The sequence below is a fragment of the Streptomyces zinciresistens K42 genome (genome assembly GCF_000225525.1).
GTDB classification, from domain to species: Bacteria; Actinomycetota; Actinomycetes; order Streptomycetales; family Streptomycetaceae; genus Streptomyces; species Streptomyces zinciresistens.
Window position 1 is genome coordinate 13,725 of the sequence record NZ_AGBF01000026.1, and the last position, 26,894, is coordinate 40,618.

General features: G+C 70.5%; 21 protein-coding genes. 5 read left to right on the forward strand and 16 right to left on the reverse strand.

Translation table 11 applies throughout. The features are described from left to right. Nucleotides 1-2: 2 nt before the first annotated feature. From SZN_RS11320 to SZN_RS11340, 5 genes are read right to left on the reverse strand one after another with little or no spacing between them, the layout of a single operon-like run. Entirely contained in the window at nt 3-1,136 is a 1,134-nt protein-coding gene (locus tag SZN_RS11320) for a DUF4417 domain-containing protein (protein WP_007494394.1), read from the reverse strand. Then, nucleotides 1,133-2,470, reverse strand: a complete 1,338-nt coding sequence (locus SZN_RS11325) for a ParB/RepB/Spo0J family partition protein (protein ID WP_007494395.1) — start codon at nt 2,468-2,470, stop codon at nt 1,133-1,135. The genes SZN_RS11320 and SZN_RS11325 overlap by 4 nt, the downstream gene beginning before the upstream one ends. A gap of 59 nt (nt 2,471-2,529) precedes the next feature. Beyond that, nucleotides 2,530-3,579, reverse strand: a complete 1,050-nt coding sequence (locus tag SZN_RS11330; RefSeq protein WP_007494396.1) for a replication-relaxation family protein — start codon at nt 3,577-3,579, stop codon at nt 2,530-2,532. Next, the gene (locus SZN_RS11335; RefSeq protein ID WP_208865783.1) at nt 3,576-5,957 is read right to left on the reverse strand and encodes a type IV secretory system conjugative DNA transfer family protein; all 2,382 of its coding nucleotides are present in this window, start codon (nt 5,955-5,957) and stop codon (nt 3,576-3,578) included. The genes SZN_RS11330 and SZN_RS11335 overlap by 4 nt, the downstream gene beginning before the upstream one ends. Before the next feature lie 19 nt (nt 5,958-5,976). Then, nucleotides 5,977-6,495 carry a hypothetical protein gene (locus tag SZN_RS11340; protein ID WP_007494400.1) on the reverse strand — a complete coding sequence of 173 codons (519 nt, stop codon included), beginning with the start codon at nt 6,493-6,495 and terminating at the stop codon, nt 5,977-5,979. Nucleotides 6,496-7,035: 540 nt separating this feature from the next. Between SZN_RS11340 and SZN_RS11345 the strand changes: the two genes are divergently transcribed. Beyond that, entirely contained in the window at nt 7,036-7,545 is a 510-nt protein-coding gene (locus SZN_RS11345; protein ID WP_007494402.1) for a hypothetical protein, read from the forward strand. Nucleotides 7,546-7,572: 27 nt separating this feature from the next. Here the strand turns inward: SZN_RS11345 and SZN_RS11350 are convergent, their stop codons facing one another. The 11 genes from SZN_RS11350 to SZN_RS11400 all read right to left on the reverse strand — a co-directional run bounded on the left by SZN_RS11350 (nt 7,573) and on the right by SZN_RS11400 (nt 22,702). Then, complete coding sequence (locus SZN_RS11350) at nt 7,573-8,625, reverse strand: bifunctional lytic transglycosylase/C40 family peptidase (protein WP_007494403.1); 1,053 nt, start codon at nt 8,623-8,625, stop codon at nt 7,573-7,575. Between the two features lie 10 nt (nt 8,626-8,635). Beyond that, entirely contained in the window at nt 8,636-9,292 is a 657-nt protein-coding gene (locus tag SZN_RS11355; protein ID WP_007494405.1) for a hypothetical protein, read from the reverse strand. 82 nt (nt 9,293-9,374) lie between these two features. After that, nucleotides 9,375-12,026: a TrbL/VirB6 family protein gene (locus SZN_RS11360; protein ID WP_007494407.1), complete on the reverse strand. Its 2,652-nt coding sequence runs from the start codon at nt 12,024-12,026 to the stop codon at nt 9,375-9,377. Further along, nucleotides 12,023-14,620, reverse strand: coding sequence for an ATP-binding protein (locus SZN_RS11365; RefSeq protein ID WP_007494409.1), 2,598 nt, complete (start codon nt 14,618-14,620; stop codon nt 12,023-12,025). The genes SZN_RS11360 and SZN_RS11365 overlap by 4 nt, the downstream gene beginning before the upstream one ends. Nucleotides 14,621-14,662: 42 nt before the next feature. Continuing rightward, nucleotides 14,663-15,274, reverse strand: coding sequence for a hypothetical protein (locus tag SZN_RS42455; RefSeq protein WP_007494412.1), 612 nt, complete (start codon nt 15,272-15,274; stop codon nt 14,663-14,665). Then, nucleotides 15,271-15,594 carry a hypothetical protein gene (locus SZN_RS11375; RefSeq protein WP_007494414.1) on the reverse strand — a complete coding sequence of 108 codons (324 nt, stop codon included), beginning with the start codon at nt 15,592-15,594 and terminating at the stop codon, nt 15,271-15,273. Before SZN_RS11375 ends, SZN_RS42455 begins: the two co-directional genes overlap by 4 nt. A gap of 32 nt (nt 15,595-15,626) precedes the next feature. Next, a complete protein-coding gene (locus SZN_RS11380) occupies nt 15,627-16,736 on the reverse strand; it encodes a conjugal transfer protein (protein WP_007494416.1) in 1,110 nt (369 codons plus the stop codon). Beyond that, nucleotides 16,733-17,014, reverse strand: coding sequence for a hypothetical protein (locus SZN_RS11385; RefSeq protein ID WP_007494418.1), 282 nt, complete (start codon nt 17,012-17,014; stop codon nt 16,733-16,735). Before SZN_RS11385 ends, SZN_RS11380 begins: the two co-directional genes overlap by 4 nt. 108 nt (nt 17,015-17,122) lie before the next feature. Continuing rightward, nucleotides 17,123-18,058: a hypothetical protein gene (locus SZN_RS11390; RefSeq protein ID WP_007494420.1), complete on the reverse strand. Its 936-nt coding sequence runs from the start codon at nt 18,056-18,058 to the stop codon at nt 17,123-17,125. Between the two features lie 1,072 nt (nt 18,059-19,130). Further along, a complete protein-coding gene (locus SZN_RS11395) occupies nt 19,131-20,693 on the reverse strand; it encodes a helix-turn-helix domain-containing protein (RefSeq protein ID WP_244313334.1) in 1,563 nt (520 codons plus the stop codon). Between the two features lie 1,229 nt (nt 20,694-21,922). Then, nucleotides 21,923-22,702, reverse strand: coding sequence for a GntR family transcriptional regulator (locus SZN_RS11400; protein WP_007494425.1), 780 nt, complete (start codon nt 22,700-22,702; stop codon nt 21,923-21,925). A 213-nt stretch (nt 22,703-22,915) separates the two neighbouring features. Here SZN_RS11400 and SZN_RS11405 point away from each other — a divergent pair, with 213 nt between their 5' ends. From SZN_RS11405 to SZN_RS11420, 4 genes are all read left to right on the forward strand, one after another. Beyond that, complete coding sequence (locus tag SZN_RS11405; protein ID WP_208865784.1) at nt 22,916-23,557, forward strand: WhiB family transcriptional regulator; 642 nt, start codon at nt 22,916-22,918, stop codon at nt 23,555-23,557. After that, nucleotides 23,554-23,970 (forward strand): hypothetical protein, encoded by a 417-nt coding sequence (locus SZN_RS11410; protein WP_139063544.1) that lies wholly within the window; start codon nt 23,554-23,556, stop codon nt 23,968-23,970. Before SZN_RS11405 ends, SZN_RS11410 begins: the two co-directional genes overlap by 4 nt. A 147-nt stretch (nt 23,971-24,117) precedes the next feature. Beyond that, nucleotides 24,118-24,306 (forward strand): hypothetical protein, encoded by a 189-nt coding sequence (locus SZN_RS11415; RefSeq protein ID WP_007494434.1) that lies wholly within the window; start codon nt 24,118-24,120, stop codon nt 24,304-24,306. Between the two features lie 327 nt (nt 24,307-24,633). Further along, nucleotides 24,634-26,796, forward strand: coding sequence for a DUF2637 domain-containing protein (locus SZN_RS11420; protein WP_007494438.1), 2,163 nt, complete (start codon nt 24,634-24,636; stop codon nt 26,794-26,796). The last annotated feature ends 98 nt before the right edge of the window (nt 26,797-26,894 follow it).

Consider the following 26,894-nt stretch of genomic DNA (forward strand, 5'->3'; position numbering starts at 1 on the left):
AATCAGGCCTCGTTCCGTGGGGTGATCGTGCCGTCGGCGAGGCCGGCGTAGAAGCGGACGTTGGCGGTGAACAGGTCCTCGGTGCGCGCGTGGGTGTCGACGCGTCCTTCCTCGGTCATGACGGCGCCGTGGCGGGCGTACTGCAGCGGGTTCTGGCTGATGAGGTAGAGCCGGCCGGGGAAGAGGGCCTTGAGGGTGGCGATCCGGTCGGCGCGGCTGGCTCCGGTCAGGACCATGGGCAGGTCCGGCGGGAGGGTGGCGGCCAGGTAGGTAAGACCTGGGACCGCCATCTCCTCCCAGTCGGCCTGCGTGCGGAACGTCTGCAGGTTCATGGCCAGGGCGGGCGGCAGAGCGGGGGTCTCGTCGAGCCAGTCGAGGTAGCGGTCGAGGTCTTCGAGGCGGAGCCAGTAGATGTTGGGGACTGCAGTGACGCCGGCGGCGGAGAGTTCGGCGGCGAGCATCAGGTTGCGCCGCATGTTGATCAGGTTCTCGGCGCGGGGCTGGTTGAAGTACATCGACGCGTTCGGGGTGAGTACGAGGTCCCACTTTTGGGCGGCGAGCATCTCGGCGAAGCCGTCGGCCTTGCGGCGCGTCCAGTACGCCTCGACGAGAGGGTCTTCCGCGTAGCCGCTGAGGATGGCCTTCTGCTCGGGCCGCAGGTTCAGGAACTGATGCGCGGTCTGGCCCTCCCAGCGGGGGAACAGCTTGTGCGTCTTGGGGCTGATGACGCGGCGCAGCCCGAGGGCGTACGCGGGCCAGCGGAGCTGGGCGTCGAGGGTCGGCACGTCGTGTCCGTCGACCTGGGGAGTGAACAGGGGCAGGTCGGGGAGGGTGCCGGGCGCCCGCAGGCCGGTGAAATGCATCGTGCCGCCGATGTCCTTCATCCAGGCCTCGCGGTCGGGCCGGGTGCCGCAGCGGATCGGGCAGCGAGTGCAGGCCAGTCCCGGCTCGCTGCCGGGGAGCGGGTCCTCGGCGCGGGCGCAGCCGCAGTACTCGCAGCTGGAGGTGCAGCCGGAGCACACGGGTTCGACGGCCCTGGGGTTGTCCATGAAGAAGGGGCAGTTGTTGCAGTCGCAGCCGGAGGCGGGTGCCGGAACGGGCTTGCCGACTCCGGGCATGGGCAGGGGGACAGTCATGCGGCAGCGGTCCTTTCGGCGCCAGCGCTGGTGTGGCGCTGGAGGTCGGTCAGGAGCATGCGGAGTGAGCCCGCGTCGAATCGGTGGAGGGCGCGGCCTTCTGCGAGTTGGGTGTTGAGCGCGCGCAGCGCCTCAAGGGCGGCGGTCACGACGGGCGGATCGACGGGCTCGGCAGGCTCGAGCGGCTCGTCAGCGCGCGGATGTTGCTCGCCCCCCGACCCTGCGGTTACCGGTTCCTCGGAGATGTCGTCGAAGGCCGTCGTTTCGCCGCCCTGTCGCGGCTGTTCAGCATCCGCGCTGTCAGCCAGGGGGGCCGCTGTGGTCTCGTCCGGAGCTGCGGCATCGTCCTCGTCGTCGTGCCCGCCGGCCGGCGCCGGCGGCCGGGCAAGTGCTGCGGCTCGTTCGGCGTTGGCTCGCTCGTATGCGGTGACCGCGGCACTGGCGGCGGTGTCGGCCGGCATGTCCGGGTTGGTGGCCTGTGCCCGGGTAGCGGCCGACAGCAGGTCCGTGCGGCCGAGACGCTTGACGGCCTGCCACAGTTCGGCGGCGGCCTCGCGACGTCCGCGGCTGAGGCGGGCGAGATTCGTCCGTGCGGCGAGCGCGACCTGGTGCTGGTCCATGTCCGCGGACAGTTCGCGCGGCAGGGTCCGGAACGCGGCAACGACCTCGCGAGCTCGGCGCGGGGTAATCTGCAGGCCCAGCCGGCGCAGCACCAGGTTCCACGGCGCGGCGAGGTTGGCGTCGCTGCCGCGCAACTTCTCCAGGGCCTCGAAGCGGGCGACGGGGTCTTCCAGCCGCTGGACGTCCTCGCTCACCTCGATGCCGGCGTTGTCGAGCTGGGCACGCAGGATCGCGCTGCGCTCCAGGAGCAGAGCCTTGGCGAGCTCGCCGGGCTGGAGGTCCTCGCGAGCCAGGTTCTCCACCAGCTGCCAGGTCCGGCGGTCCTCGTCACTCAGCGGTCCGGGGCAGATGACGGCGGGCAGCTTGTCGAACCGCGGGTTATCGGGCTGGTTGACCGCGCCCCAGCGGCAGGCCCGGTAGCGGCGTTCGCCGATCACCAGGCGCCGCTGGATGTGGTTGTCCGGACCGGGCAGTTCCTCCACCAGGACGGGATGGAGCACGCCGACGGTCGAGATCGAGGTGATCAGATCGGCGAGGCCTTCAGGGCTGGTGCTCGGGCCTGGCCCGCGGCCCTGCACGTCGGTGTAGACCGAACCGCGCATCGGGAGCATCTCGAAACGACGCTGGCGCAGTTGCTCCGAACTCTCCAGAGCCTCGGCCAGTCCCAGTACGGCAGGCGCAGGGGCCGGGGATTCCTCAACGGCGACGGTCATCGGCAGAGCCTCCTTTCACAGGTAGTCGTCAGGCGCGCAGGCGCCCGGCCCCGAAGGGGTTATGCGTGCAGGTCAGCGGGGAGCGGGGCGGGCGGGTGGCGAGCCGGCGCCGCCGCGGCCGGTCGGCGCAGCAGCATGTCGGTGAGGGGATGCCGCTGCTCGGGTGTTCCGCGCAGCAGCGGCGTGAAGATCCGCCCGAACGGGCCGTGCTCCTTGAGCTGCGCAAGGGTGGTGACCCCGACGGAGAGGTTGCTGGCGAGCCGGGACAGGCGCGGGTCGACCCGGGTGAGCGTGTACAGGTCTTCGGTGCGGTCGGCGAGCCGCTTGGCCAGGGTGGGGCCGGGCGCACCGTCGAGGACGATCAGCAGGCGCGGGAAGGCCGGGTACGTGTGCTGCCACGCCGGCCGGGTCGACGCCGCGGAGCGCCGAGCCCGGTCGGGGTGCTGCGGCACGAACTCGTACAGCCGCCCGTACGCGGAGACCTTCTTGGCGAGCTCGGCCGCGGTCATGGTGGCCCGATCGAGCTCGATGAACACGTTCAGCATGGTGCGAGCGCCGCGGTGGACGTGGACGTAGTGCAGGACGGCGTCGGAGATCACGTGATCGTCCTCGAAGCGGCGCTGCCCGTCGCGGATGCGGTGGGCGACCTCAGGGGTCCACGAAAGGGGCGTGCAGTCGTGCCCGAGTCGGCGGGCGTGCTCGACGAACGCGATGCCGACCTCGTTGACGGCCAAGGTGTGGGCCTGGCGCGTGCTGGCCGCCGACTCGGGTGTCACCCGGTAGCGGCGGGAGAAGATCTCCGCCGCCTGTTCCACGGCGTCGGCGCCCGTCTCGGTCAGGAACCACACGTAGGGCCGGTTGAACCCGTGGCCCGGGCTGGCCTTCCCCTGGGCGCGCAGGCGCTGGACAAGGCCGCCCTCTTCGAGCGCCACCAGCTGCCGCCGCAGGTAGGACGCGCTGTGAGCAGTCGGCGTCAGCAGCCTGGCGAGCTGATCTGTGGTCATGAGGCGGTGCTGGTACAGCAGGTCGAGGGCCGACTTGGCGACGGCGTGGAAGCTGAGGGTCCGCTGCGGGCTGTGCAGCAGTTCGGGTTCGGGCTGAGTGTTCATCCGACGTGTGACCCCTTGGTCTTGGTGAGGTAGGTGACGTTGCTGGGGGCCGGCTCCTGCTCGGCCGGGTCCGGGCCGTCATCCGGCGGCTCGGGGCCCGGATCGTCGACCGGCGGCTCCTCGGGACCGGGATCGTCGTCGTCCGGCGGGGGCGGCGGCAGCGTGGCCATGAACAGACGGATGCGGGTGTCGAGCCTGGCGAGGTCGTCGAGGATGTCCCGCACCCGGCGCCGGCGCAGGTTCTCGTTGACCGCGGCGTCCAGGTGGTGGACGTCATCGGGGCGGTGGTAGTCGCTGTAGACGTCCTCGACGCTCGCACCCCGGACCCGGAAGGGGTCGCTCTGGCCGCCGTCGAGGGTGACGGACATGACGTAGTGGTAGCGCTGCAGCTGCGAGATCGTGTCGGGAGCGACCTTCTTGCCCCAGCGCCGCACCACCATCTGCGCCTCGTCGATGTCGCTGGCCGTGGTGGACAGGATCGACAGGTTCTGCAGCAGGCCCTGCCTCGTGGTCGCCGACAGCCGCTGCGCCATCTGCGTCATCGCCAGGAGCTTCACCTTGTACTTGCGCAGCTGCTCGGCGATCGCGGCGAGCGTTCCCTTGCTCGCGCCGTCCACCGCGGTCAGCTCGTCGATGAAGGCGTAGAAGTCCTTGCGGTCGGCGACGGGCATGGTGCGCCGCGACAGCCCGGCGCGAAACAGGTCGTAGATCAGCAGGCAGGAGACGATGCGGTCGGTGTCGCCGGTGCCGGACGGGCACACGAAGACGACCTTCCCGTTGTCCATGGCGTGCCGGATGTCGTACGTGCTCAGCGAGGACCCGAGGAACCCCTTCAAGGCGTTCGAGCTGTCGAGACGCTCGATGATGTTCGTGACAACGGGAGTTGCCTCGTTGGAGTACTTCGGGTAGGTCTGCACCCAGAAGTCCCGCAGCGTCTTCGGTAGAAACGGCACGACCGCGTCTCGCCACACCTCGTCGTTGAGCAGGGTGCGGATCTGGAAGATCGTCGGCGCCAACTCGGGCCGGCCGGCCCGCGACAACATCCAGGACAGATGGGCGAGGGTCTGCACCGATCGCGTCAGGATGGTCTTGGCTCGCCCCGCGCTGTCCGACCAGTTCAGAGCGCTCGCGAAGCCGGTGACGATCGCGTTGACGATGTCCGGGATTTCCTCCTCGCCACGGTTCTCCATGGACAGCGGGTTCCAGGAGCCCACCATCGCGTCCAGGTCCGGCGAGGTCAGGTCGATCTCCCACAGCCGCGGCGCGATGTGCGGGTGAGCGAGGTAGGGCCGCGCACGCTGCCAGCCGTCGCCGTGCGGATCCAGGAAGAGGGTCCCGTGCCCGTTGTGAGCGAGCGCGATGGCCTGCACCAGCGACATTTCCGTCTTGCCGTATCCCGCCTTCCCGAGGAAGAGCCCGAACAGCAGGTAGGCCAGGGGCAGGCCGGCCAGCCGCTCACCGCCGCCGGGCTTGGCCACCCACCCCAGGGGAAGGAGATCCGCCTGGCCGGTCCACGTGGGCAGGCTCGGCGGCGGCGGGGGCACCACACCGCCCGAACGGGCCACGTTGGCCGCCATGTTGTGCTTCGTGGCGGGCTTGAGAAGGCCGGCGAGCTCCGCGCCGGTTACCCAGCTGGAACGCCGCGGCGCGAACTCTCCGGTGACGAATCGGCGGTCGAAGCTGCGCCGGTAGAGCCGCGAGTCCGCGCGCAGCCGCGTCACGAGCAGGTTCGCACCCACCGGGCGCAGGTGGTTGTCGCCGGCCCAGCCCTCGAGCGTTGCCATGATCTGCTCCAGCAGTATCCGCGGCCGCGCCGGGTCGGAGGAGCAGGTACGGATCAGCATCTGCAGGGCGAACACCGGATCCGCGCCCGGACCGAACTTGCCCATGGCCGCCTTGACGTCGGACACAGTCGGCATGCGCTGGCGCTGAGCGGGGCGCTGGCCGCCGCGGCCCTGCTGCCCGCGCATCTCCGCCGCGATCTCGCTTCCCAGGGACGCCAGGCGGTCCAAGCCGAAGCCGCCCCCCGAACCCTGCTGCGGAAGGCCGGGTATCGCCGGCATCCCGCTGGGGTTGCGACGCGCTCGCGCCAGCAGGCGGCTGCGCCGACGGCCGACCCGGGAGGGCGATATCGGCACCAAGTCCAAGACGATGTCCGCTCGTTCACCCAGGTCCTCACGCACATCCGCGACGGCGGCCGCGAGCGCCTCCAGCGGATCGGGCTTGATCGGCACCTCGCGCAGGGCGAGGTGGTCCGGCAGCGCCAACGCCAGCTCGGCGCGCGCTACGTGCTGCTGCTTGGGCGTGTCCTTGCGCGGCTTGGGCCTGCGCGGCCCGCGTCCGTGACCGCGGGGGGATGTCGCCTTCTTCTTGCTCACCACAGACTCCTTCGGAAGGTCACGCCGCAAGAGCGGTCTGAGAGCTGGTGTCGAGGTCCACGCCGAGACGGATCTCCGGCCGCTCGGAGCTGGCTACGGCGGGACCGACCGCCCGCATCTCGCACTGGCTGTAGCTCTGGTGGCGAAGGACCGCCGCGGCCCGGGCCGGCCCTTCAATGCGCATGGTCAGCAGGCCGCCCTGGGACAGCAGCCGCACGCGCACCGCCGTGCCGCGCACCGGAGTGAAGGCCCAGCGCGAGACGCTCCGCTGCGCCTGGGCCAGCTGCTTGGCGAAGCGGAGGACGTCCTCGAGCACCGGATCGAAGCCGGTGGTCGGGAGGAGCTCGAACGCCTGCCGGTCCTTGAGCGGCTTCCGGCCGAAGCGTCGACGCGCGACGGATACGGAGACAGCGACGACCACCGGCACGGGAATCAGCCACCACATGTTGCCGGTCAGCCACGTGATGGCGGTCTGCCCGTACGCCGGGAGGTCTTGTCCGACTTGGATCAGCCGGTCGATGACGTCGTTCGTGGTCATCGGGCGGCTCCTGGGCGCGAGAAGGCCGGAAGGAGAGAGGCAGCAGGCATGTCGGAACTCCGGGGAGACGGGGAGTGCGGATGCCTATAGAGGTGCGGTTTCGGACGCCCGTGTGACATGAGCGCCTGAACTTTTTTGATCTCCGGCCGAGGCCGCCGGCCAAGGAGTCCGGCCGCGGTGGGAGGTCAGGTGTCCTCGACATCAGCCGGGAAGCTGCCGGATTGCTTAACCGAAGCGGACCTTGGCGGTGCGCCCCGTCTCCTGGCGATCGTCGCCTGCCTGGCCTGGGCTACCACGCCTGTCCGCAGCCCTGCGTGGGCCCGGCTGCGGCTGTCCTCGGACGTTGTCAGCATCGACCGCTATGCTCAACGCAGCGCACCTCGCTTGTGCGCGCCAGCCCGGGCCCACCCCCGGAGCTACCGGTGAACCGTGCTGCCGCGCGGGGGCGAGTGATGACCGGTGCCCTCTTCCGAACCGCGCACCCTGGCCATGCTCGTGGTGGGACGAACCGCAGCGTCAGGACGCGACGATGGAGAAACGATGGCCCCGTCCTCCCGCAACACCACCAACCACCAGCGGATTGCCCGCGAGCTGAACCGCTCAACCGGTTGCGGCTACCAGAAGGCACTGCAGCGCGTAAAGGCCGCAGCCGACGCGGGCCAGCTGCCCGCCAAACTCGACCAGGCCGGCCGCGAAGAAGCTGTGCGGATGCTCGCCGAGAACCGCCCCCAGCCCGCACCCGCCCCGCTGGGCGTGGTGAGCGGCTCGTCCTCCGGCACACCTCCAGTGGTCGTGCACGGGCTGGTCCGCGGAGGCGCGGACAAGACCGTGACCACGCTTCCGGTCGGCCAGGTGGTCGAGATGTACCGGGCGATCGAGGCGCACCGGAACCTTCGGAATAAGGAGCGGACCGTCGACGCCATGCGGGCGCAACGGGACCAGGGCCTGCTCCCGTTCCTGCTCCCCGCGGTGCCGCAGGATTTGGCGACGCAGATGGAACAGCTGCTGGAGCAGACCCGTCGGCTGTCAGGGCGCGACGAGTCGCAGTGAACTGCCGTACACCGGTCGACGGTCGGATCAGCCAACCCGCTTCATGACGAGGATCTGGGACTTCCAGTACGAGAGCGGCTTGATCCGTACCTTGAGCCCCGTCTTGGGCGCGTCGATGACCTGGCCGCTGCCGATGTACATGGCGACGTGCTCGGGCCGGGCGGCGCTGCCGCGGCTGAAGAGCAGATCACCGGGTTGCAGATCGGCGGTCGACCGTATCTCAGTGCCTCGTTTGACCTGGTCGTAGGTGGTGCGGGGGAGGTTCACGCCGACGCTGGCCCAGGCCATCTTCATGAGGCTCGAGCAGTCGCATCCGTTGTTCTCCCGCAGGCTGAACGGCCTGCGGCAGTTGCCGCCCCACTGGTAGTCGGTGCCCAGTGCCGTCTGGGCTGCGGCCACCACCTGACCGGTGCGTCCGCTGCCGGCGGGGACCGGGCTGCTCGGCTGCATGGCATCGGTCCACTTCTCGGCGAGAGCACGGATGATCCTGACGTAGTTCTGAGTCTCCGTATACGGGGGGATCCCCTGATACTTCTTCACCTTGTACGGTCCGGCGTTGTACGCGGCCAGCATGTTGTCCGACTTGTCGCCGGGGATGTTGCGGACCTCTTCGGCGATGTCGCAGTCGTAGTCGACGGCCGCCGGCACCGCGTCGATCGGGTCCCAGACGTCCTTGTCGCCGTCGCCGTCGCCGTCCTTGCCGTGTGTTTTCCACGTGCCGGGGATGAACTGTGCGATTCCCTGAGCGAGCGGGACTTTGACCTCGGTCCCGTCCTTCTTCTTGATGATCTTGTAGGACTCGGCCTTGGGGTCGAAGCCGCTCTCCTGGTACAGCTGCGCGGCGAGCAGGGCCGGAGTCACTTCAGGGCATCCGTACTCGTTGATGGCCTTGTCGATCAGGGTCCGCAGCCAGTCCGGGACATCGGCGCTCTTGGAGATGCCGCCTCCGAAGCCGGCGTTCTGGATGTCATTGCCGGTGTTGTCGCTGCCGAGCTTGGTCACGACGGCCATCACGGCGGCGATGATGAGGGCGCACCAGCACAGCCAGGCGATCCCGAGGCCCGTGAGGATCTTCTTCAACGTAGTCTCCTCAGGCGTTCACGATCGCGGCGACCCGCCACGCGCCTGCGGGCACGTGGTGCATCTCGACTGCGAGCTGGTCGTGGGAGCGGGTGGCCGGCTGTCCAGCAGCGCGGGTCGTGCAGGTGTAGAGGAGCCGCACGTACGCCCGTTCGGATGTCGCGGCGGGTGCTCCGTCGGGGGTGGCGACGCGATCGACCGCGCAGTTCACGCGGGTCTCGTCTGCGAGCCACTGCTGCCACAGCCGCGTGGACCGGTCGCCCGGTTCGCGCAGTTGGGCGGCCAACTCGTCGGTGGCGTACGTGGCTGCACGTCGGCCGGCATCGCTGAAGGAGACGTCGTGTCCCGGGCGTGCGTCATGCGAGGCCCACGCCAGGACGAACCGGCGTGCCGTGTCGGCCGCCTTCGGCGGCACTGATTCCGGTGCGGACGGCTCCTGTTCCTCTGCTGCGGTGTCCTGAGCCGTCGGCGTCGGTTCGGACGATGTGCTCGGAGTGGAGGAAAGGGGGCCTGGAGAGGCCGTGGCCGTGCCCGGCTCGGCAGACGGGGCGGCTCGGCCGGGGTCGACGACCAGGAGCAGGATCCCGGTGATCGCCAGGAGGGCGGCCGCGGCGAAGAGCACGAAGATCTTCCAGGGGCTCGACTTCTCGGGCTGGGGTGCGGGCATCGGACACCTCCTGTAGGCGAGGCAGGGTGAGGGGAGTCGGGCGCGGGGGTCAGCGCGGTGCGCTCACCCCCGCGTGGATCGATCAGCTGCGGCGTCGGGGCGGACCGGCAGGCCGCGTGGCCCTGCGAATGGCGCGCGGGGCGGTGGGCGGCGGCGGTGCCGGCGGGTCATCGCCCTTCCTGGGGACAGGCGGGAGGTTCAGCACGGGCGTGGAGACGGACGCCGGATCCACCGCGGGAACCGTCGGTGAGGAACCGGACCGTGTCGATGCCGGGGCTGTGCCGGGGACCGGGGGAGCGGTGGCGGCCGCGCGTGTGCCGGGAGGGCTGGATGGCCGGGTCGCACCTGCCATCGGCTGAGCCATCCCGAGCTGGGCGTTGGCGGCATGACGGCCGACGAACCGCGCGGCGGTCTGCACATTCCGGCGGTACTCGTTGCCGAAGGCGCGGGCTCCGTCGACCTTGGCGGTGACCCGGGCACCAGCCCGGTTCTTCGCCGCGGTGAGCTGCCCCTTGACCGCGTTGGCCCGCGCGGCTGCGGCCGTGCCTCCCCGCTTGGCGGCGGCGATTCCGCGGGGAATCCCGACCGGGGCGCCCACGGTGGCCAGGGCGGCGACCTTGGTCGCCTTCCAGCCGAAGCGGGCGCTCGCTGCTGCGCCCTTGCCGGCCATGAGGGTGGCGCGTCCGCCGCGGGACTGCGACAGCTTGTTTGTGGCTGCTGCAGCGAGCCGGCGGCGCAGTGCCTGCTTGGCGGCGCCCTGGGCTGCGACCTTCGCGGCGGTGGCGGCGCCGCCGGTGCCCACGGCGGCTGCGGCGTTGGCCGCCAGACGGGCGGCAGAGCGCAGGCGGCCTCCGCGCTTGCCTCGCTGCGGCGGTCCCATCCACATCTGCTTGGCGCTGCGTCCGGCTCGGGCGAGCGGCTGGGTGACCTTGCGTGCCTCGCCGCGTGCCTCGCCGAACAGCTGCTTGACGCCGGGGGCCGTCTCGGCGTAGCGGCCGAACTGGTTGAAGACGCTCTGGCGGCTGCCGCCGACGCGGGCGTTGGCCAGGCGGCGGTTGAGGTTGACGCTGACCTGCCTCGCCGTCTCCTTGATCTTCTTCTGGCCGACGAGCCCGGCGACCGCGGCCAGGTCGAGGCAAATGAACTTGACCGCGAGGATCTCCCCGGTCTCCGCGTCGATCAGCGCGATGATCACGACGACGAAGATGGCGAGGAACAAGATCGCGAGGATGACGCCGAGGATCGCCTTCACGATCGCGGACACCCAGCGCCACAGCACTCCGCGTCCGCCGCCCGGCAGGATGCCGGCGGCCAGGGCCCAGTGGCCCTTCATCGCCTCGAACGCCAACCAGCCCTGCGAGACCAGGAAGGTCCCGGTGACCAGCACCATGAGGACGGACACGATGATCGCGGCGAGCGCGACGAACGCGGCCGAGAAGGTCATGTCGGCCGACGCCTTCTTCGCGTCCCCCTTCTTGACCTTGCAGACCTTGGTGAAGTGCTCGCCGGCGTTGGTGAGCTGGGCTGCGTAGGTTGCTTCACCCGTGGGGTTGATCCGGTTGGCCTCGAAGAAGTCGATGCCCATCTGCTCGAAGTTGTACTTGACCAGCGAGGCCTCCGCGAACGCCTTCGAGCAGGCAGGGTCCTTGAACGTCTTGCCGTAGAGCATGAGCTGGGTCGGCTTGACGATGAACGCGTCGACGAGGGCGTCGGTGATCGGTTTGGAGACGTCCTCGGGCTTGGAGTCTCCTTCGGGGTTCTGCGACAGCACGACCGCGCTCACCTCGAGCGACAGGTCCTTGGCCTTGCCGACCATCCCCTCGTCGCTCAGCAGCATCGTGGAGCCGCCGGGGGACGGCTGGTCGTGCGTACCCAGCAGTACCTGGGCCGGGGAGAGCAGCACCGTGGTGGCCACGGCGGCCACGACCAGTGACATGCCGGCCTCGGCGAAGCCGCGGCTGCGGTTCTTGAACAGGATGTGCCACGCCGCGTACAGGCCGGAGAAGAGCAGGAAGAGTCCCGGCAGGCCGAGGCGGTTGATGACCTGGTCACGCAGGCTCGTGGCGATGTCGTCGGCGGGCTTGACGAGGATCTTGGCGAGACCGAAGTCGAGCGCCCAGTCGATCAGCCAGCACGAGAAGCCGATGAACCATTTGGCGATGCCCATGAAGAACTGCGAGAGCAGGTTCCAGATCTTCAGGTCGATGTCGTTCCAGTCGCCTGTGTCCGAATCCACGCTGTACGCGCTGATCGGGACGCCGTCCCTGTCCTTGACGTTGAACGGCTGCAGCAGCCCGTCGGAGGCGTCCTTGGGCGACTTGCTCAGGTCCTCGACCGGCCGGTTCTCATCGCCCGGCTGCGGCGCAGGCGGCGTCACGCCGGGCCGGGGCTCCATGGGGTTGTAGGAGTCCTCCGGCTCGGGCTTCGGCTTGGCTTCCGGCTTGTCGTCGTTGCCGCTGTCGTCGCCCCCCTTGCAGTACTTGTACTGGGCGCTGCCTTTGGGCAGTTGGTCGCACGGATCCGGCTTGTCCTTGCCGGGCTCGGGCTTGGGCTTGTCCGGCTTCGGGGTCGGTTTGGCGTCCGGCGCGGTGGGCGCCGGTCCCGGCTTCGGATTGGGGACCGTGTCGGCGAACGCGACCGCGGCGGACAGGCCCAGCAGCAGTGCCAGGGGCACGGCTATGAGCCAGATCCGCAGGGCGCGGCCGCGCGGCGCGGCACGGGAGGCGGACTTCATGCCAGTGCCCCTTCGATGGGCACATCGACGGCCGGCTCGTCCTCATCCATCTGCCCCGGAGTGGTGTGGATGGCGTCGGCGGCTTCGTCGTCGGCCGGGATGAGCACCTTGATGCCGCCGATGCGCCGGCGCAGGTCGCGGTAGAGGCCCTCGCCGGCGCGCAGGCTGCGCTCGGCGTCGGACACGTTGAGAGGGCTCAGGTTCTCCGTGATCAGCTTGATCATCTCGTCGTCGGCGGGGTCGAGGTCGATGAACTCGAGGCAGCGGGCGGCGAGGGTCTTGCTGCGGTGGCGGAAGACGAAGATGTGGCTGAGCAGGGCGCGGATCTTGTCGCCGATCTCGTTCTTCGGCCCGATGTCGTACGGGTCGTGCGAGCCCGCGTAAACCCCGGCGTTGTGTTTGCGGCCGTCGGCGATGATCTCGAGCAGAAGGTTGGAGCCCTCGGCGGATGCGGTGAGCCACCAGCATTCGTCAAGGAACACCCCGGTGAACTCGGCCGGGTTGGAGAAGGCGACCTCGCGGCACAGCGCGGTGATCAGGTACATCAGTCGCCAGCCGAAACGTGTCTCCACCTCCAGGCTGCGCAGGCGGTGCTCGTCGAGTTCCTCCTTGCGTGGCAGGGCGAGGCGGTCGACGGCGAACACGATCGAGTCGGCGTTGCTGATCCTGACGACCGGCAGATTCGGATCGAAGATCGTGCGGCCCAAGTCCTTCTTGGCCAGGGCCCGCATCTTGCGGACGAGCTCGGAGGCCGCGGCGCGCACGGCTATGTCGTTCGGCTCGTCCGGGTCCGGAGTCTTGGCACGCAGGCCGAGGTTGGTGATGAGCGAGGTCATCGACGGGTTGGGGCCCAGGCGCGTGGTCTCGATGGCCTCGGCGAGCGTGACGCCTTCGACCGACATGCTGGCGATGTCGAGCAGGGGGGTGAGGAAGGACTCGCAGTAGCGGGCCGCGCGCGGGCCGCGGAAGACCCGCAGCGGGTCGAGGGAGACGCCGGCGGTCTCGTCGACGCGGATGATCTGGGTCTCGCCCGGGCAGGCCAGGGCGAAGCGGCTCCATTCCTGCTGCGGGGTGCGGTCGATCACCAGGGCGCGGCCGCGGCTTCGGGCCTGGCCCGCGCGGTGCCCGGTGGACAGGATCGAGTACATCGCGGTCTTGAGGGCGACACTCTTGCCGGAGCCGAGCTCGCCGACGAACGCGGCGCTCGCGCTGGCGTTGACGCGCGGGCCGTGGCTGAAGTCGATGAGGACAGGGCGCACGCCGCCGCCGGACAGCTGCAGGCCGAACAGGGAGCCGGTGTCGTCGCCGAGGTTGGCGCCGCTGAACGGCATCGCCATGGCGAAGTCCCTGGCCAGCAGGTACTGGGTGAAGTCGAGGAGTGGCCGGGGCGTCTTGGTGCCGGGCAGCATCGCGTGGAAGAGCGGCACCTGGTCGCCGACGGGCCGGGTGAGGGTGTAGTCGTTGCCGCCGAAGTGGTGCTGCAGGGAGGCCGCGCGTTCGTTGGCCTCTTCCGGGGTGGCGCCCCACACACAGGTGACGACGGAAGCACGGATCTCGACCTCGGTGGCCGAGGAGGTCAGCCGGTCGCGGTACTCGTCCAGAGCGAAGGCGGCCTTGTCCAGACTCGCGGGAACGCCGGCGGTCTCGCCGTCGTACTCGCCGCGCTGGTGGGCCAGTTCGCGCTGCTGCCTGCGGGACTTCGGCTCGGCCTTCGAGCCGGCCTCGATGTTCAGGCGGACCGCCCAGTCGACCGGGAAGCCGAAATCGTCCAGGGCGGCCAGGTACTCCGAGCCGGGGAACCGGAAGCTCTCTGGCATCTCGGCCAGGACGCTGAAGGCCTGGTAGCTGCTGCCGTGTTCGGTGGTCACCTTGGCGTACCGGCGGGCGAAGGGGTTCGAGGGGCCCTTACGGCGCTGGCCGCCGCGGCCGCCCTCGTCGAGAACGACCTGGGTGTGGGCGGCGACGGTGTGCCCCCGGCCGCGCAGGCCGCGGGGCGCTCCCTCTTCGGGGAACAGCGGCTCGTCCAGGCCGCGCCGTGCCGCATGTCCGTAGATCCACAGGATCTCGGCCTCGGTGGCGGCCTTGAGCTTGATACCGGCTGGCCACGAGGCGGCGAGGCGGTTGGCCTGGAGCAGGCGCTTGGCTTCCTCGGCCGCGGAGATGGGCGGGCTCGGCAGGCCGAGCGCGGCCATGAGCTCGACCTGGGCGGAGGAAGCAACAGCCTTGGCGGTCTGCTTGAGGTCCAGGTGCGGCAGAGGTATCGCCAGGAAGTCGACGCGCCCGGTGAGCTCGAGCCCGTCCAACTGGTCGAGCACCTTCAGGGAGAGGTCGACGTACTCCGGGCTCTTGTCCCAGTCGACGCCGGCGGTCATGCGCTTGACGACGGAGGCCGCGTCGACCTGCGGGCACAGGCTCAGAAGCAGGGCCTCGCCGCGCAACGCCTTGAAGAGCGCCTCGAGCGCGTCGAGGCGCTCCCGCTTGGTGGCTTTCGAACCGTGGGTGTAGTTCTCGCTGTCGACCTTCCACACGCCCCACGTGGCGGCGTTGGTCGTCCAGATGAGATGGCCGCTGATGTGCCGGACGGGGAGACGCATGGGGAAGTCCTTCGTGAACAGGGCGCGCGCGGGGCAGCGGCGCTAGGGACGGGAGTTCTGGTCCTCGATCGAGGCGAGGAGGCTCTGCAGCTGGCTGCGCCCGCCGGTGCGCGGCGCCACCGTGCGCGCGGAGGTGGCTGGCGCGGTGGGCGTGGCGATCGGCGCGGGGCCGGCCGTCCGACGCGCAGGCCGTGTCGGTTCCGCGGCGCGCGGGGCCCGCGCCGGCGCGACGGCAACGGGTTCGTCGGTGGGCCGGCTGGTGACGCGGACGGTGCAGGTCGTGCGGGTCAGATGGGGGCGGGACTGCCGCTGCGGGCGGCCGGCGAGCCGCCCGCCCGCCGGCGCCGAGGCGTAGACGAGCAGGGACCGCAGCGCGCGCGCCGGGTCCCGGCCGTCGATGCGCGCGTAGCGCAGCACCCAGGCCAGCCCCCACGGGAGCGCGATCATGATCAGGATGTTCGCGAGACCGAAGTGGGCCCACAGGGCCTGCGTCAGGGCCAGGGAGCCGAAGACGACGACCATGGTGACGATCTGGGTGATCGTGTATGGGCCGCCCGGGATCCGTCCGGCGCCCGGGAGTTTGCCGATGACGAGCGGGTGCTTGCGGGCGCGGGTGTAGGAATGCCCGATGAGGTCTTCCTCGGACGCACTCACAGCAGCGCCCTGACGTCACCGGTCCCGGGACCGGGCACCTGCACGGAGGCGCTGGCAGTGTCCTCGATCTCCGAGCCGACCTTGGTCTGCAGCGACGGCAGGTTGGCGATGCCCCACATCACGAGGGCGCCCAGGAGGAACGCGACGAGCGTGGCCACCCAGGACTTGGTCCTCCAGTACGCCATCGCGACGGCGGCGAGCACCATCACACCCACGACCAGCTTGATGAGCGTGCCGATCTGGTTGGTCTTGAGGGTGGCCCAGTCGAGCAGGTCGCCGGCGAGGACGACGGTGTTGGGGTCAGCAGTCAGCGTGTGCATGAACGATTCCTCTTTCGGTCGTGGCGACGTGGTCAGCTGCCGGACGGCGGCGCGGAACCGCCGGGCGTGGAAGGAGCCGAAGGGGCGGAGGGCGCCGCCGAGTTCGGTGCGCTGGACGGCTTGCTCGTCGCGGCGGTGGCCGGTGCGTCGTCGAGGGAGGAGACCTCCCAGCGCCCGGCGCGCGCGGTCAGGCCGAGCGCGTAGGTGAGGGGGAAGGTGTTGCCGTCCGCGTCGGTGGCGTCGATGGAGACCAGCAGGCGCCTGCGGACGCCGTCGCCGGGCACCTTCGTGCCGGCGTTGTCCTCAGAGTTGTCCTGGACGCTGGTGAGCTTGATCGAGGTGTAGGGGGTCGGCACCACGGGGGAGAGGTGGACGCCGGGGGACGTGTAGCGGTCGAGCTCGCCCTGGCCGGCGACGTACGCCTTCAGGAAGGAGGCCGCGGTGTCGGACGCGGGGTCGGAGCTCCCGCTCCCGCGCGAGGTGGGGTATCCGAGGTCACCGGGCTTGAGCGCGGCGGGCGCCGCGACCTGCGCCGGCAAGGACACCGCGGTGTACGCGCTGGTGTCGTCGGAGCCGGTCGACTGCACGCCGACCCGGAAGTACTGCACGCCGGCGTCCGTGTAGCCGCCCTTCTTGGACTTCGCCGCGACGTTGACCGCCACGGTGACGCTCCAATAGCCGGGGGAGACCTCGCGGGCGTCCATCGCCTGGGTCCGCAGGGCACTTCGAGTCCCGGCCGGGTGTGTGAGGGCCACGCTGCCCGAGTAGTACGGGGCCAGGTTCTGCTCCGTCCCCTCTCCCGCCTCCAGGTAGGCGCCCACGAACAACTGCGCGAACCCGGCTGGGCCGGTGGAGGCGCTCGACTTGACCGCGGGCGTCGCCTTGGCCGCGCTCTGGGCAGGTGCCGACGAGCCGAACAGGGCCATGACCCCGATCAGCGGGCCGGAGGCGATCAGCGCCCAGGTGCCTGCCCGGGCCAGCCGCGTCAGACCGGCGAGCCCGGCCGTACTGGTCTTCCACCCGATGGACTGCTGCTCGTCGACGTCGTCCTGCTCGGTCTGGGCCGGCTCGCTGGTCTCGGCGACCGAGTCCTCGGGCCAGTCCTGCTGCTCGCGGCGAGCCTTGCGGCGTGCCCGCTTCACGACACGCTCCGCTGGGCCTGGGCCGTCAGGAGCTCGGCGATGCGGGACTTCAGCTGCTCGGGGGTGCGCGCCTTGAGCGCCTCCCAGGACTGGAGCGCGGGTTCCGAGTCGTTGTCGAGGAACTGGCGCATCTGCTCGTGCACCGTCCGGTCGAGGGGGTCCCGCACCAACGCGGTCCCCAGGCGGGTCGCGGTGATGCGAGCGGAGGCCACGCGGGTCTCGTCCTCATCGGCCAGAGGACCGGAGCGGGCGGGACCGGTGAAGGGGGCGGCAGCCATGGAGTACTCCCGTGAAATCGGTGGTCAGAGTGGGGAAGAGGGCCGTACGCGGATCACCCGTAGAGGTGTGGTTTCGGCCCGCCGTGTGACAGAGGAGGGCGGAAAACTTCAGGCGGCCGACCGCCGCGTCTGAAGCGCCGCCTCGCGCAGCGGGCGGACGGCACGGCTGGCCCGCTGACGCAGGCGCGCGCCTTCACTGCCCATCGACCGCCGGGTACGGGGGGTGCGCTCGGGGGTGGCGGAGGAATCGAGGTAGTAGCTCGCGATCCGCTGCGCGTCGGAGATCTTCAGCGCCTGGATGTCGACCGCCCACATCACCAGGGAGAGCAGTTCGGCGCGGGGGTCGTCGGAGCTGAGCTCCGGCTCGTCGCGGCTGACGATCTCCAGCTCGACCGCGCGCACCAGGCAGTCGGCCAGCTGCGCCTGCGTCGCCGGGTCGGGACCGACGGACGGCAGCAGTGCCGCGGCCCGGTCGCCGGCGAGCGGCAGCAGCGTGTCCCCTATCTCCTGCAGCACCGAGCGGTTGTCGTAGTCGGCGGCCAGGGTCTTCTGCGCCAGGACGAGCGTGTCCATCGCGATGTTCGCGAAGACGCCCCGCGGTCGCCGCTCGAGCGGGTAGGTGCCCACGACCTCGAACAGCGCGCTGAACATCGACGAGACGATGTCGTCCCATCGGATCCCGTCACGCTGCTGCGACTTGGCCATCGACACGGCCTTGGGCAGCATCACGCGCGCAGCGGTGCACCAGGCGAGGTCGCGGTCGGACCCCGATTCCTGGACCCGCCGCAGCAGGAAGAGCATCGCCTGGTCGTGCTGTTCCCAGGCGCCACGACGGAAGAGACCGGTGATCCGGTCCACCACGTCCTGCGGGGTGCGAGCGCCCTCGAAGTGGAGGTGTTCGTGCGACCAGTGCGCGACGGCGTCGCCGGCGCGGGTGCTTTCGCACAGGACCGCCCAGTCGCGGTTCAGGCTCCGCAGGGTGCTGGAGCCCTCGTCAGTGGCCGAGGCGGACAGAGAGCTGAGGGTGTTGGTGATGTGCGACATCCGTGACCGTCCTTCGTCATCCGGTGGGGATGCCGCTGACGATCTTTTGACCCCCCTTGTCCGCGGTCTGACCACGTGGGGCGGCGAGGACTGTCAAGGAGAAACACGTCGAATCGCGCTCTGCGGCGACGTGGGCTGCACACCTGGACAAGGGGTGCGCACGAGGTGCGCGTGCCGGTGCGCGCACCTGGACAAGGGGGTGCGCACCGGTGCGCGTCGGTGCGCACCGAGAGGGCGGAAGGGGGCGCGCCGGTGCGGTCCGACGCCGCACCGCATCGGCGCGCCCGTGCGGTTCCCCGCGGGGTGCGCGCGCCGCCGGTGCGCGATGCGCGCCGTACCCGTGCGCGATGCGCGCCGTACCCGCGCGCGAGAGACCGGGCGCCGCACGGTCTGGCGTCCCGGGCAAACGCCCGTGCGGCGCCCAGTGCGTGGGGCCCAGACCCGCTGCGCCCGCTTCGTCTGCCCTCAGGCCAGAGAATATGACGCAGGGTGACTGGCGAGGCGGGGAAGAGCAGCGCCGGGTTTCGTGAGACGAACTGCCGTCCGCCCGGGTCGGCCGCTACCTGGCCAAGGACGCCGGCCTGCGGTAGCGGACGTGGACAAGGGGGTCACGCCGGAGGTTGCAGAGGTGGACAAGGGGCGGAAGGGGGGATTCCGCGAGCTGGACAAGGGGGTGCCACGGAAGGCGCCAGGAACGTGGACAAGGGGGCGATGCGCGGAATAGGGGCCGAATCCGCAGGACCTGCTTCGCCTGTCGGCGGTGACACATGGTCACCGGCGCCCGTGAGGGGGAACGGCGGTACCGAAGGCTTCTGGAGTGCTGCCGGCACTCTCAAGTACCGGCGCGCGGCACGGCTGACTGAGTGCGCGTCGGCTCCGGGAGACGTGCGGCAGTGCGCGCGCCGCGCGCCGGCACAGTCAGCGCGTGCGTGCCGGAGGGAGGACCGTGCGCGCACCGTGCGCCCGAGGCGCGCGCACCACGGTGCGCTGGACCGCGCGGCGGGACGCGCACCTCGCTGGCGCGCGTCCCGCCGCGCGCCAGCCAAAGCGCGGGGGATCGCGGCCGCGCGCATCATCCGGCAGCCTCGGCGCGCAGTTCCCTGGCCCGGTGGCGCGCGCACACACTGCGGGTCGGAATCGCCGGCCGGTCGCACGTTTCCCCGCGCCAGCCGGAGCACCGCCGCGCCGGGCCGGGATGCCGTGCGACGGCCCGCGCCGGCCGGCTCGCTTCCCGGCAGAGCCTGCACATCCGATCAGCGAGTGCGGGACCGACCAACCGGATCCGGCAGCCGCACTCCCGGCAGACGGAGAGGTCCGCGGGCGCCGGCGGGGCGGCGGCGTTGCCGAGCACCGGGCGCCGCGGAGCCGGTGGCACGCATTCGGCACACGTGACGCCGGGCCCGCCCAGACCGTGGTCGGGACATTGCCCCAGCTCGATCCGGCGCTCCCGCTCGAGCTCCCGTCGACGTGCGGCGCGGATGTCCGCACATGCCGCGCAGGGCTCCCCGCTCGGCCACATCACTCCGCTCTCGCAGGCCAGATGCCCGCAGCCCCACCTCGGCAGAGCCACCCCCATCAGCCACCGGGCCGGGTCCTTGATGTCCGACAGAAACACCCCGGCGAAGCGGCTACGCAAGCGCTGCCGAAGCCGCTCGGAGTCACATCCGTGATCGAGCTGGCGGCCGACCTCGCGGGCGATCCGCCGCTGCATGAACGTGTTCGCCCGCTCGTACAGCACCTGCACGGGTTCGAGGACCTCGACAATGCGCGGGTGCAGCGTCAGCGGCGGGCCGTCGTAGTGGCCGCGGGCGGCTGGGGATGCCTGAGAGCGGGGTAGTTCCTGCTCCGCGCGGAGCGCGAAACCGTCCTGGGCCTGGTCCTGCGCAGGGTTCGAGCCCGAGTTATCCACAGGCCGAGCGCCCTTGTCTACCTGTACTTCGCCTACGGCGGGTGAGTCAGGGCGGCGCTCGTCATCAGGTCGGTCAATCCTGTGGTCTTCCTTAGTCGCGAGCGATCCCTCACCGGCTTCCAGACCCGATCCCTCATCAAGACGCGAAGACGGCGAGGTGCTCTCCACAGGCGAGGAGGGTTGGGTGCTGCCCGGGGCCGGGGGCACGTCATGGGCGATGAACTGGTGCCGCCCCTGCACGCCCGACCTGCGCAGCACGGTCACCCAGCCGGCATCCTCCAGAGCATCCACGACCTTCCCCGCAGACACCGCGGACAGTGTCGTCCCCGCGCGCGCACCGGAGTGGTGGTAGAGGTGTCCGGCGAGCTCGCCTTCGGTGAGAGGAATGCGCTGTACCTGGGCGAAGCAGAGCACCGCGTATGCACGCAACTGCCGCGGGGTCAGGTCCTCGCATGCGGCGACGGGCAGCCAGATGAACCGTTCGTCCCGCTGTATCGGCCGTACACGGCGCTGCGCCGTGGTGCCGCACCCGCCAGGCAGCGACCGTCGCTGGTTGACGGGGAGCTCGATCACCCCGTCCGGCCCGGGCCTGCGCAGTTGGGCAATGCCGCGTTCGACGGAGGACCGCGACAGCCCGAGGTACGACGCGAGCACCGTGGTGCCTGCGGTACAGCCTTCCGGGCGCTGCCCGAGCGCCTTGATCTTCATGTAGACGGCCAGAGCCACGTCCGCGTAGTACGGGGACTCGACCAACCGCAGCGGCACCTTGACACGCTGACGCCGTACGGGCGCCTGACTGCTGGACAGGCAGGACGAATCCGCGGGCCGCGGTCGAGGCGCCGGACCTGCAACGGACGTGGTGGTGAGGGGCAGGGAACTGGACACACTTCTCCCGCGCACCGTTGCCGGAGTGACGATCCGTCGACGGTGCGCTCGAGCCGCCGCCTCTGCGGGATGGGTGCAGAGACGGCCTTGCAGATGGGACCATGCGCCCCGCTGCGATCAGAGGGGATGTCAACCCCGGCGCGCTCGCGGTACAGCGTGCTGTGCCGCGAGCGCACCTGCTGACGGGCGGCGTGTGCCGTGCAGCAGAGCGCGGGCAGCCTTGGCGAAGGTGGGAGGGAGGCGCGGCGCGTCCCTTCGCCTTCTCGGCCAAGAGAGCGGATCAGCCAGCGAAAACCGTTGGACAGAGCGAAGAGCCTGCTCTCGGCCCCTTCGTCGACGACGGCGACACAGAAGCCGCTGAACGCCCCGAACTGGACCAAACGGTTGTCACGGAATGTGACACCGAGGTGACCATTGGGGGGTGAATGGCCGAGAACGGCGGTCCCGGGCGCCTGCTGAGCTGACAAAAGCCATGGCGGTACTGCAAGATGTACTCCGATCACCCTGGTGCACTCCAGGGATGACAAAGGCCCTTCGGGGTCAGCCCCTCGGGGCTAGCTGCTGGGAGGCAGTGATCATCCAGGCCGAGAGGCCTGGCTCTTCGCTCGACGGAGCTGGTACTCCGTAAGAGCGGTGACGGCCGGCAGAGGAGCTGCTAACTCCGAACCGGCGGGGAAGGGCGAGGAGCGCTCCTTGCTAGGGAGCGCCCGCCCGAGAGTTCTACGACATGCCGCCCTCCTCGGTGAGGGCGATGAGCGACGTGCGGTGTCCGCACAGCAAAAAGCCCCGGCTCGACGGCGTCGTGAACGCAGCGCGGAAGCCGGGCTGACTGTGCATTTGTGCGTGGGTGCGGGTACGCTCCACCACGAGACACCGCCTATCCGGTTTCTCGAACCCGATATACGCCCCCGGACTTGCTCAAGGTCTGGGGGCATCGTGTTGTCAGGGCTAGCAATAGATCAATCGATGGTCACCCTATCCCCAACAGCACCGGAAGTGCACAGGCTGTGGACGGACCGGTACACGCGGCGCGTCGCGCTGATCAGGGATCACTTCACAGCGAATTCCCCTTAGTTGGGCAGCTTCCCTGATGAATCGGTCAAACTGACTCTATCGGCATGGATGAGTAGAAACTCGCAACTCCGTGTCTGTTCACCGCTGTAGCTCACGCGCCGGACCGTAAGCACGGTGACCGCACGCGACTTGAGCAGGGCTGCCTCCTGGTCGGATGCCGGCCGCGCCGAGATGGCGTGCAAGTGCCCGGTCTCCGGCAGGCCGGCCCCGTTCAGGATCTGGTCCTCGTCGACGGGGTCGACGTCCAGAAGCCGGCGGGCGAGGTCGGCGATGCCCTTCGGGACGTACAGCTCCCGGATGGCCCAAGGGGTGCCGCCCCGGCTGAGGACGCTCTGTCGCAGGACGACAGCGGATTCCGGTGGACTGCCCAGGGCTGCTGCCACGTCGGCGGAGGCCTTGCGTACGGCGGTAGTGACCATGTCGGTCCGGTCGTCGGCCTGCCCGGGGGCGGGGTGGACGTGACCGAGCTTGTCGAGGCGCGCCTCGAAGGCGGCCGCGGGGGACAGCACCATGTAGCCGACCTTGGGGATCGACCGCACCAGGCCCTCCTGCTCGAGGAGCTCCATCGCGCCGATCAGCGTGTTGCGCGCGCACCCGAGTTCCTTGGCGAGCTGGCGCCCCGAGACGACGGTGCCGGCGGTGCGTGCGGGGGCGCCGTCGCGGATCTCCTTGCGCAGGCGCTCGGCGAGGTCGTGTCTGCTGGTCGGGGGCGTGGCCATGCGGGACATCCTGCCGTACAGCCACCCCGGTGCGGGCTGCAGGGCCGCGATCGTCATGTCGGTCTCCCTTGACTTGATCCGGAAGGCGGGGCAACATCATCGCATCTGGCTTACCTGGCGTGAGCCAGATAAGCCAGATGTGGGCATGGTCCCGCATCCCGTGGCGCGCCACACGCAAAACGGCCTCCGAGGGGGTTGGAGCCCTCGAAGGCCGTGGTGATGCACGCCGACCCCTTCCCGTCACGAAAGACAGACGACGCAATGACCAGCATGACAGCCGGTCGCCCCATGCAGGGCACCGCCAGCCGAATCACCCTCACCAGCGACGACATCACACGCGAACTCGTCAGTACCCACACGCCGGCCGCCCTCGCCGAAAGCGGCTACCTCACCGGTCCCGACGGGCACGCCGTCGCCGGCCAGATGCGCGAGCACCAGCTGGACGAAGCGCTCCTGCTCGGCCGCTGCAGCACCACCAACGATGTCGACGCCTTCTACCGGCGCGACGAGGAACTGGACGAGCAGTGGCACGCGCGCCGAGAGGACACCATCGCCAAGTACTGCGCGCGGTGCCCGATCGCCGCGGCATGCCTCGAACTCGCCCTGCGCTACCCCGAAGCCCCCCAGGACCTCGCGGTGCGCGGCGGCATCACCGAGGAGGACCAGCTCGCCCTCGCCGACATGGAAGCCGAACGGCTGGCCGCGGCCCGGGAGCGGGACCGTGCCCCGTATGAGCAGCGGACCATGCGGCTGCACGCTGCTCGCCAGGTGCTGGGGCTGGCCCGGTCTCACATCGGTCTGTCCGTCAAGCCCGAATACCGCAACAAGAACCACGCCGAGCTCAGCGCCGCAGTCTCCAAACTGGAGCAGCTGCGGAAGAACCACCGGCGCGCGACGGGGTGGGCCGCATGACCGACCACACCACTGCACCGTCCCCCGAGGGCTCCGACGAGGACGAGCTCCGGATCCTCAACCGCCGCCTGATGCACGCCCTGCACACGAAGTGCGCGCTACCGGTCATCCCCGTGCCCGTCGTTGCGCAGGACGGCGCCGGTCCGCAGCCGACCGCGCTGGTCGGCATCCTCCTGGCCCTATGGCACCAGGCCCGCGTCGAAGCCGACGCCTACCGGGCCTGGGTCAGCCAGCCGGCCCCGCCGCCGGCCCCGCCGACCACTGGCGCCGTATCCCGCGGCGCCTCGGAGGCAGCGCGCGCACACCTCGACAGCGCCACCACCGCCGACCGGGCCGACGGAGAACCGCAAGGGCAGGACGTCATCCAGCACGGCCGAGGTGAGCCGCCGGACAACACCTGCCGACGGCGATGACACGACCTCGGACCGCCGAGCGACAAGGACATCCACGATGAGACTGCCGATCGCCTTGCACCTCGTCATCGGGTACGAGCAGCAGCCGCTGTACTACTGCGTCTCGTGCGGCGGGTACTACCCGGTCCAGCACTTCTGCGAGTAGCCATGGCCCTCACCACGACCTCGAGCAAGCGCGGACTCCACAGCGGCCGACTCCGCCGCCCGGCCGTCTGCCAGTTGACGATCGCCGCCAGCCTGCTGGCCCGATACGGGTACACCAGCCAGGCCGACGCCCACGACGACGGAACGTGCGCCCGGCTCTACTCCTTGGGCCGCCGGAAGGCCGCCTCGTGAGCCCCGCGGTCACGCCGCCGCTGGACGGCCCCCTGGCCAACGAGGCCGAACTGGACCGTGCCCTGTTCGGCCCCCACGAGGCCGAGGACGAGCAGGAAGCGGAGGAGTAGCCCGCGGGACGGAAGGTCAGCTTCGCGACGGAGCCGGAGACCACCGTCAGCTCGGCGAGCCAGCGCCACCCTCACGACCACCCACCGACGCCGCGCTCAGCGACACGGCTGCAGCGCACGCGTCCCACCGCAAAGGAGCACGACGGTGAGCAAGTCGTCCCGTCGTCGACGCCGCCAACCCCCCAGTCCCGGGCCACCGGCCCCGAATCCGCGCCCCGTGGAAGCCGACTCCCCGGCCATCTCCGCCGACGCGCGCGAGGCCCTGGCCGTACTCGCCGATGCGCGCGACCGCGCGGCCGACATCGTCGACCTGGCGGAGGAGAAGTCCAGGAACTGCGAGGCCGGCGCACAGGAGAAGGCCGCTGTCCTCCTGGTGGCGGCCGAAGCGCAGGCCACACACATCCGAGCGGAGGCAGAGCGCCGGGCCGAGGCGCTCCAGGACCGTGGCCGGGAGGCCGGGGCAGCCCTCAAGGCCGACGCCGCCGCCCAGGCGGAGGCGGCGAAGGAAGCAGCCGACCGCCAGGCCGCCGACACCCTGGCAACTGCTGAGGCAGAAGGGCGGGCCGCCATCGAGGAGGCCACCGCCCACGCCTGCCGACTGCGCGAAGAAGCGCAACTGGCCGCCGACAAGGAGCTGAACGACGCCGGGCTCCGGGCCGAGCAACTGACCCGCGCGGCCCGGCGCGACGCCGAGGCAGCTGATGCCCGGCTGCGCGCCGCAGAGGCAGAGGCAAAACGTATCCGCAGTGAGGCGACGTCCGCGGCCGAAGAGCTCCGCCGGCAGGCGGCCGCAGGCATCAGGGCCGAACGGGAACGGGCCACCCGCGACGTCGAAGAACTGCGCACCACCGCAGCGGCGACGGTCGCATCAGCCGAGGAGCGAGCCGCCACGGTTGCCGAGAAGGCTGCCGCCCGGGAAGCCGCAGCGATGGAGAAGGAGGAAGCCGCCGAGCAACTGCTCCGCCAGGCCCAGGAGGCCTGGGAGCGGGCGCGCTCGCGCGCCGCCCGCAGGCAGGAGCGGAAGCGTCTGCGTCAGCAGGGCCGCATTCAGCGAGCAACGGCGCGGCGCGAGCACAAAGAGGCCGCAGGACGTCCGACCTTCGCCCACCGCCTCACCCAGGGGCGCCTGTGGATACGGGAGATGGTTCGCAACCAGGCCCGCCGGGGCCTCGTCGCCGGCCCGATCCTCGCCCCGATGGCCGTGGCCTGGTGGTCCCAGACCGACTACGCCAAGGAAGCGTTCGGATGGTGGACCGTCTTCGCCCTCGGCTTCGCCGCCGCCTGGGAGCTCACGACCGCGTTCACCGGCTGGATGTACCACCAGGCGCGGCAGCAGGGCGATGCCGGCACCATCTACCGGATCATGACGTGGGTGTTCGCGTCCGGCGCGGCCGCGATGAACTACGCCCATCACTGCGGGCCTGGCGGCCGGCCGACGCAGGCGTCCGTCGCCTTTGCGACCATGAGCGTCGTCGGCATGGTGCTGTGGGAGCTGTATGCCTCCCTGGTCCACCGCCAGTACCTACGGGAGCAGGGACTGGTCTCCCGGGCACGGCCGAAGATCGGCCTGATCCGCTGGGTCCGGTTCCCGGTGCGGTCCTGGACGGCCTGGTCGCTGACGATCGACAACGCCGCACTGTCCACGCTGGAACGCGCCTGGAACGCCGCCGGCATCGAGCTGGCGGACCGGAACGCGCTCCGTTCCGGCACGGCTCTGCACCGCATCGTGATTCCCCGCGTGCCGACCGACGGACTTCGTTCCGGAGCCGGTCCGGGCGCCGTTCCGTCGTTCCGCACGGTCTGGAGCGTTCCGGGCGGAACGCCCGCCGGAACCTGGGCGCACTGGGCCGGAACCATCCAGGCTGCAGGGGTGACGCCCCATGCGCACGGTCGCGGAATGGAGTGGAACGACAGCCTCGTTCCACTCGGCCACCCCGAGGCTGAGCAGGACTTTCCCGGCGTTCCGCCCCGCACCGGACTGCCGCGTTCCGCCCCGCCCGGAATCGGAACGGAACACCCGCCGCCAGGGGCACAGGTGTCCGAGCGCACCGCGGAACGGGGCGCGGCAACGCCGGCGCGGAAGCAGCACGCACCGGATGGGGCGGACCGGCGCACGGACCGGAACGATCCCGGCGCCCGGAACGGACAGGAGCGCACCAGTGGTGCGGAACGAGACGAGGAGGAGGTGGTGCTCGAGGAAAAGGAACGCGCCGCGGTGGAGCGCCTCCTCACACGAAAGCAGCCGCTGAGCAAGCGGAGCATCTCGGACGAGGTCCGCTCCAGCGGCGAAACGATCGCCGACGGGCGCGCCCTGGCGATCGCCAACTACCTCAACGCCAAGGCCAAGGGCCGGCTGAGCCAGGACCTCGCAGGCGTCTGACAACTGCTCCGGCTCGGAGCACCAAGACCGGGAGACCCGGCCCGCTTTCCAGGGCCCGGCCGGGTCTCCCTCCTCCACGAAACGGGAGTTCGCACATC

Coding starts and splice junctions, on each gene's coding strand:
- SZN_RS11400 (WP_007494425.1), bottom strand. CDS start 22,702: ATGACGATCGCGGCCCTGCAGCCCGCACCGGGGTGGCTGTACGGCAGG.
- SZN_RS11340 (WP_007494400.1), bottom strand. CDS start 6,495: ATGACCACGAACGACGTCATCGACCGGCTGATCCAAGTCGGACAAGAC.
- SZN_RS11320 (WP_007494394.1), bottom strand. CDS start 1,136: ATGACTGTCCCCCTGCCCATGCCCGGAGTCGGCAAGCCCGTTCCGGCA.
- SZN_RS11345 (WP_007494402.1), top strand. CDS start 7,036: ATGGCCCCGTCCTCCCGCAACACCACCAACCACCAGCGGATTGCCCGC.
- SZN_RS11330 (WP_007494396.1), bottom strand. CDS start 3,579: ATGAACACTCAGCCCGAACCCGAACTGCTGCACAGCCCGCAGCGGACC.
- SZN_RS11390 (WP_007494420.1), bottom strand. CDS start 18,058: ATGTCGCACATCACCAACACCCTCAGCTCTCTGTCCGCCTCGGCCACT.
- SZN_RS11385 (WP_007494418.1), bottom strand. CDS start 17,014: ATGGCTGCCGCCCCCTTCACCGGTCCCGCCCGCTCCGGTCCTCTGGCC.
- SZN_RS11405 (WP_208865784.1), top strand. CDS start 22,916: ATGACAGCCGGTCGCCCCATGCAGGGCACCGCCAGCCGAATCACCCTC.
- SZN_RS11375 (WP_007494414.1), bottom strand. CDS start 15,594: ATGCACACGCTGACTGCTGACCCCAACACCGTCGTCCTCGCCGGCGAC.
- SZN_RS11415 (WP_007494434.1), top strand. CDS start 24,118: ATGGCCCTCACCACGACCTCGAGCAAGCGCGGACTCCACAGCGGCCGA.
- SZN_RS11365 (WP_007494409.1), bottom strand. CDS start 14,620: ATGCGTCTCCCCGTCCGGCACATCAGCGGCCATCTCATCTGGACGACC.
- SZN_RS11355 (WP_007494405.1), bottom strand. CDS start 9,292: ATGCCCGCACCCCAGCCCGAGAAGTCGAGCCCCTGGAAGATCTTCGTG.
- SZN_RS11360 (WP_007494407.1), bottom strand. CDS start 12,026: ATGAAGTCCGCCTCCCGTGCCGCGCCGCGCGGCCGCGCCCTGCGGATC.
- SZN_RS11410 (WP_139063544.1), top strand. CDS start 23,554: ATGACCGACCACACCACTGCACCGTCCCCCGAGGGCTCCGACGAGGAC.
- SZN_RS11325 (WP_007494395.1), bottom strand. CDS start 2,470: ATGACCGTCGCCGTTGAGGAATCCCCGGCCCCTGCGCCTGCCGTACTG.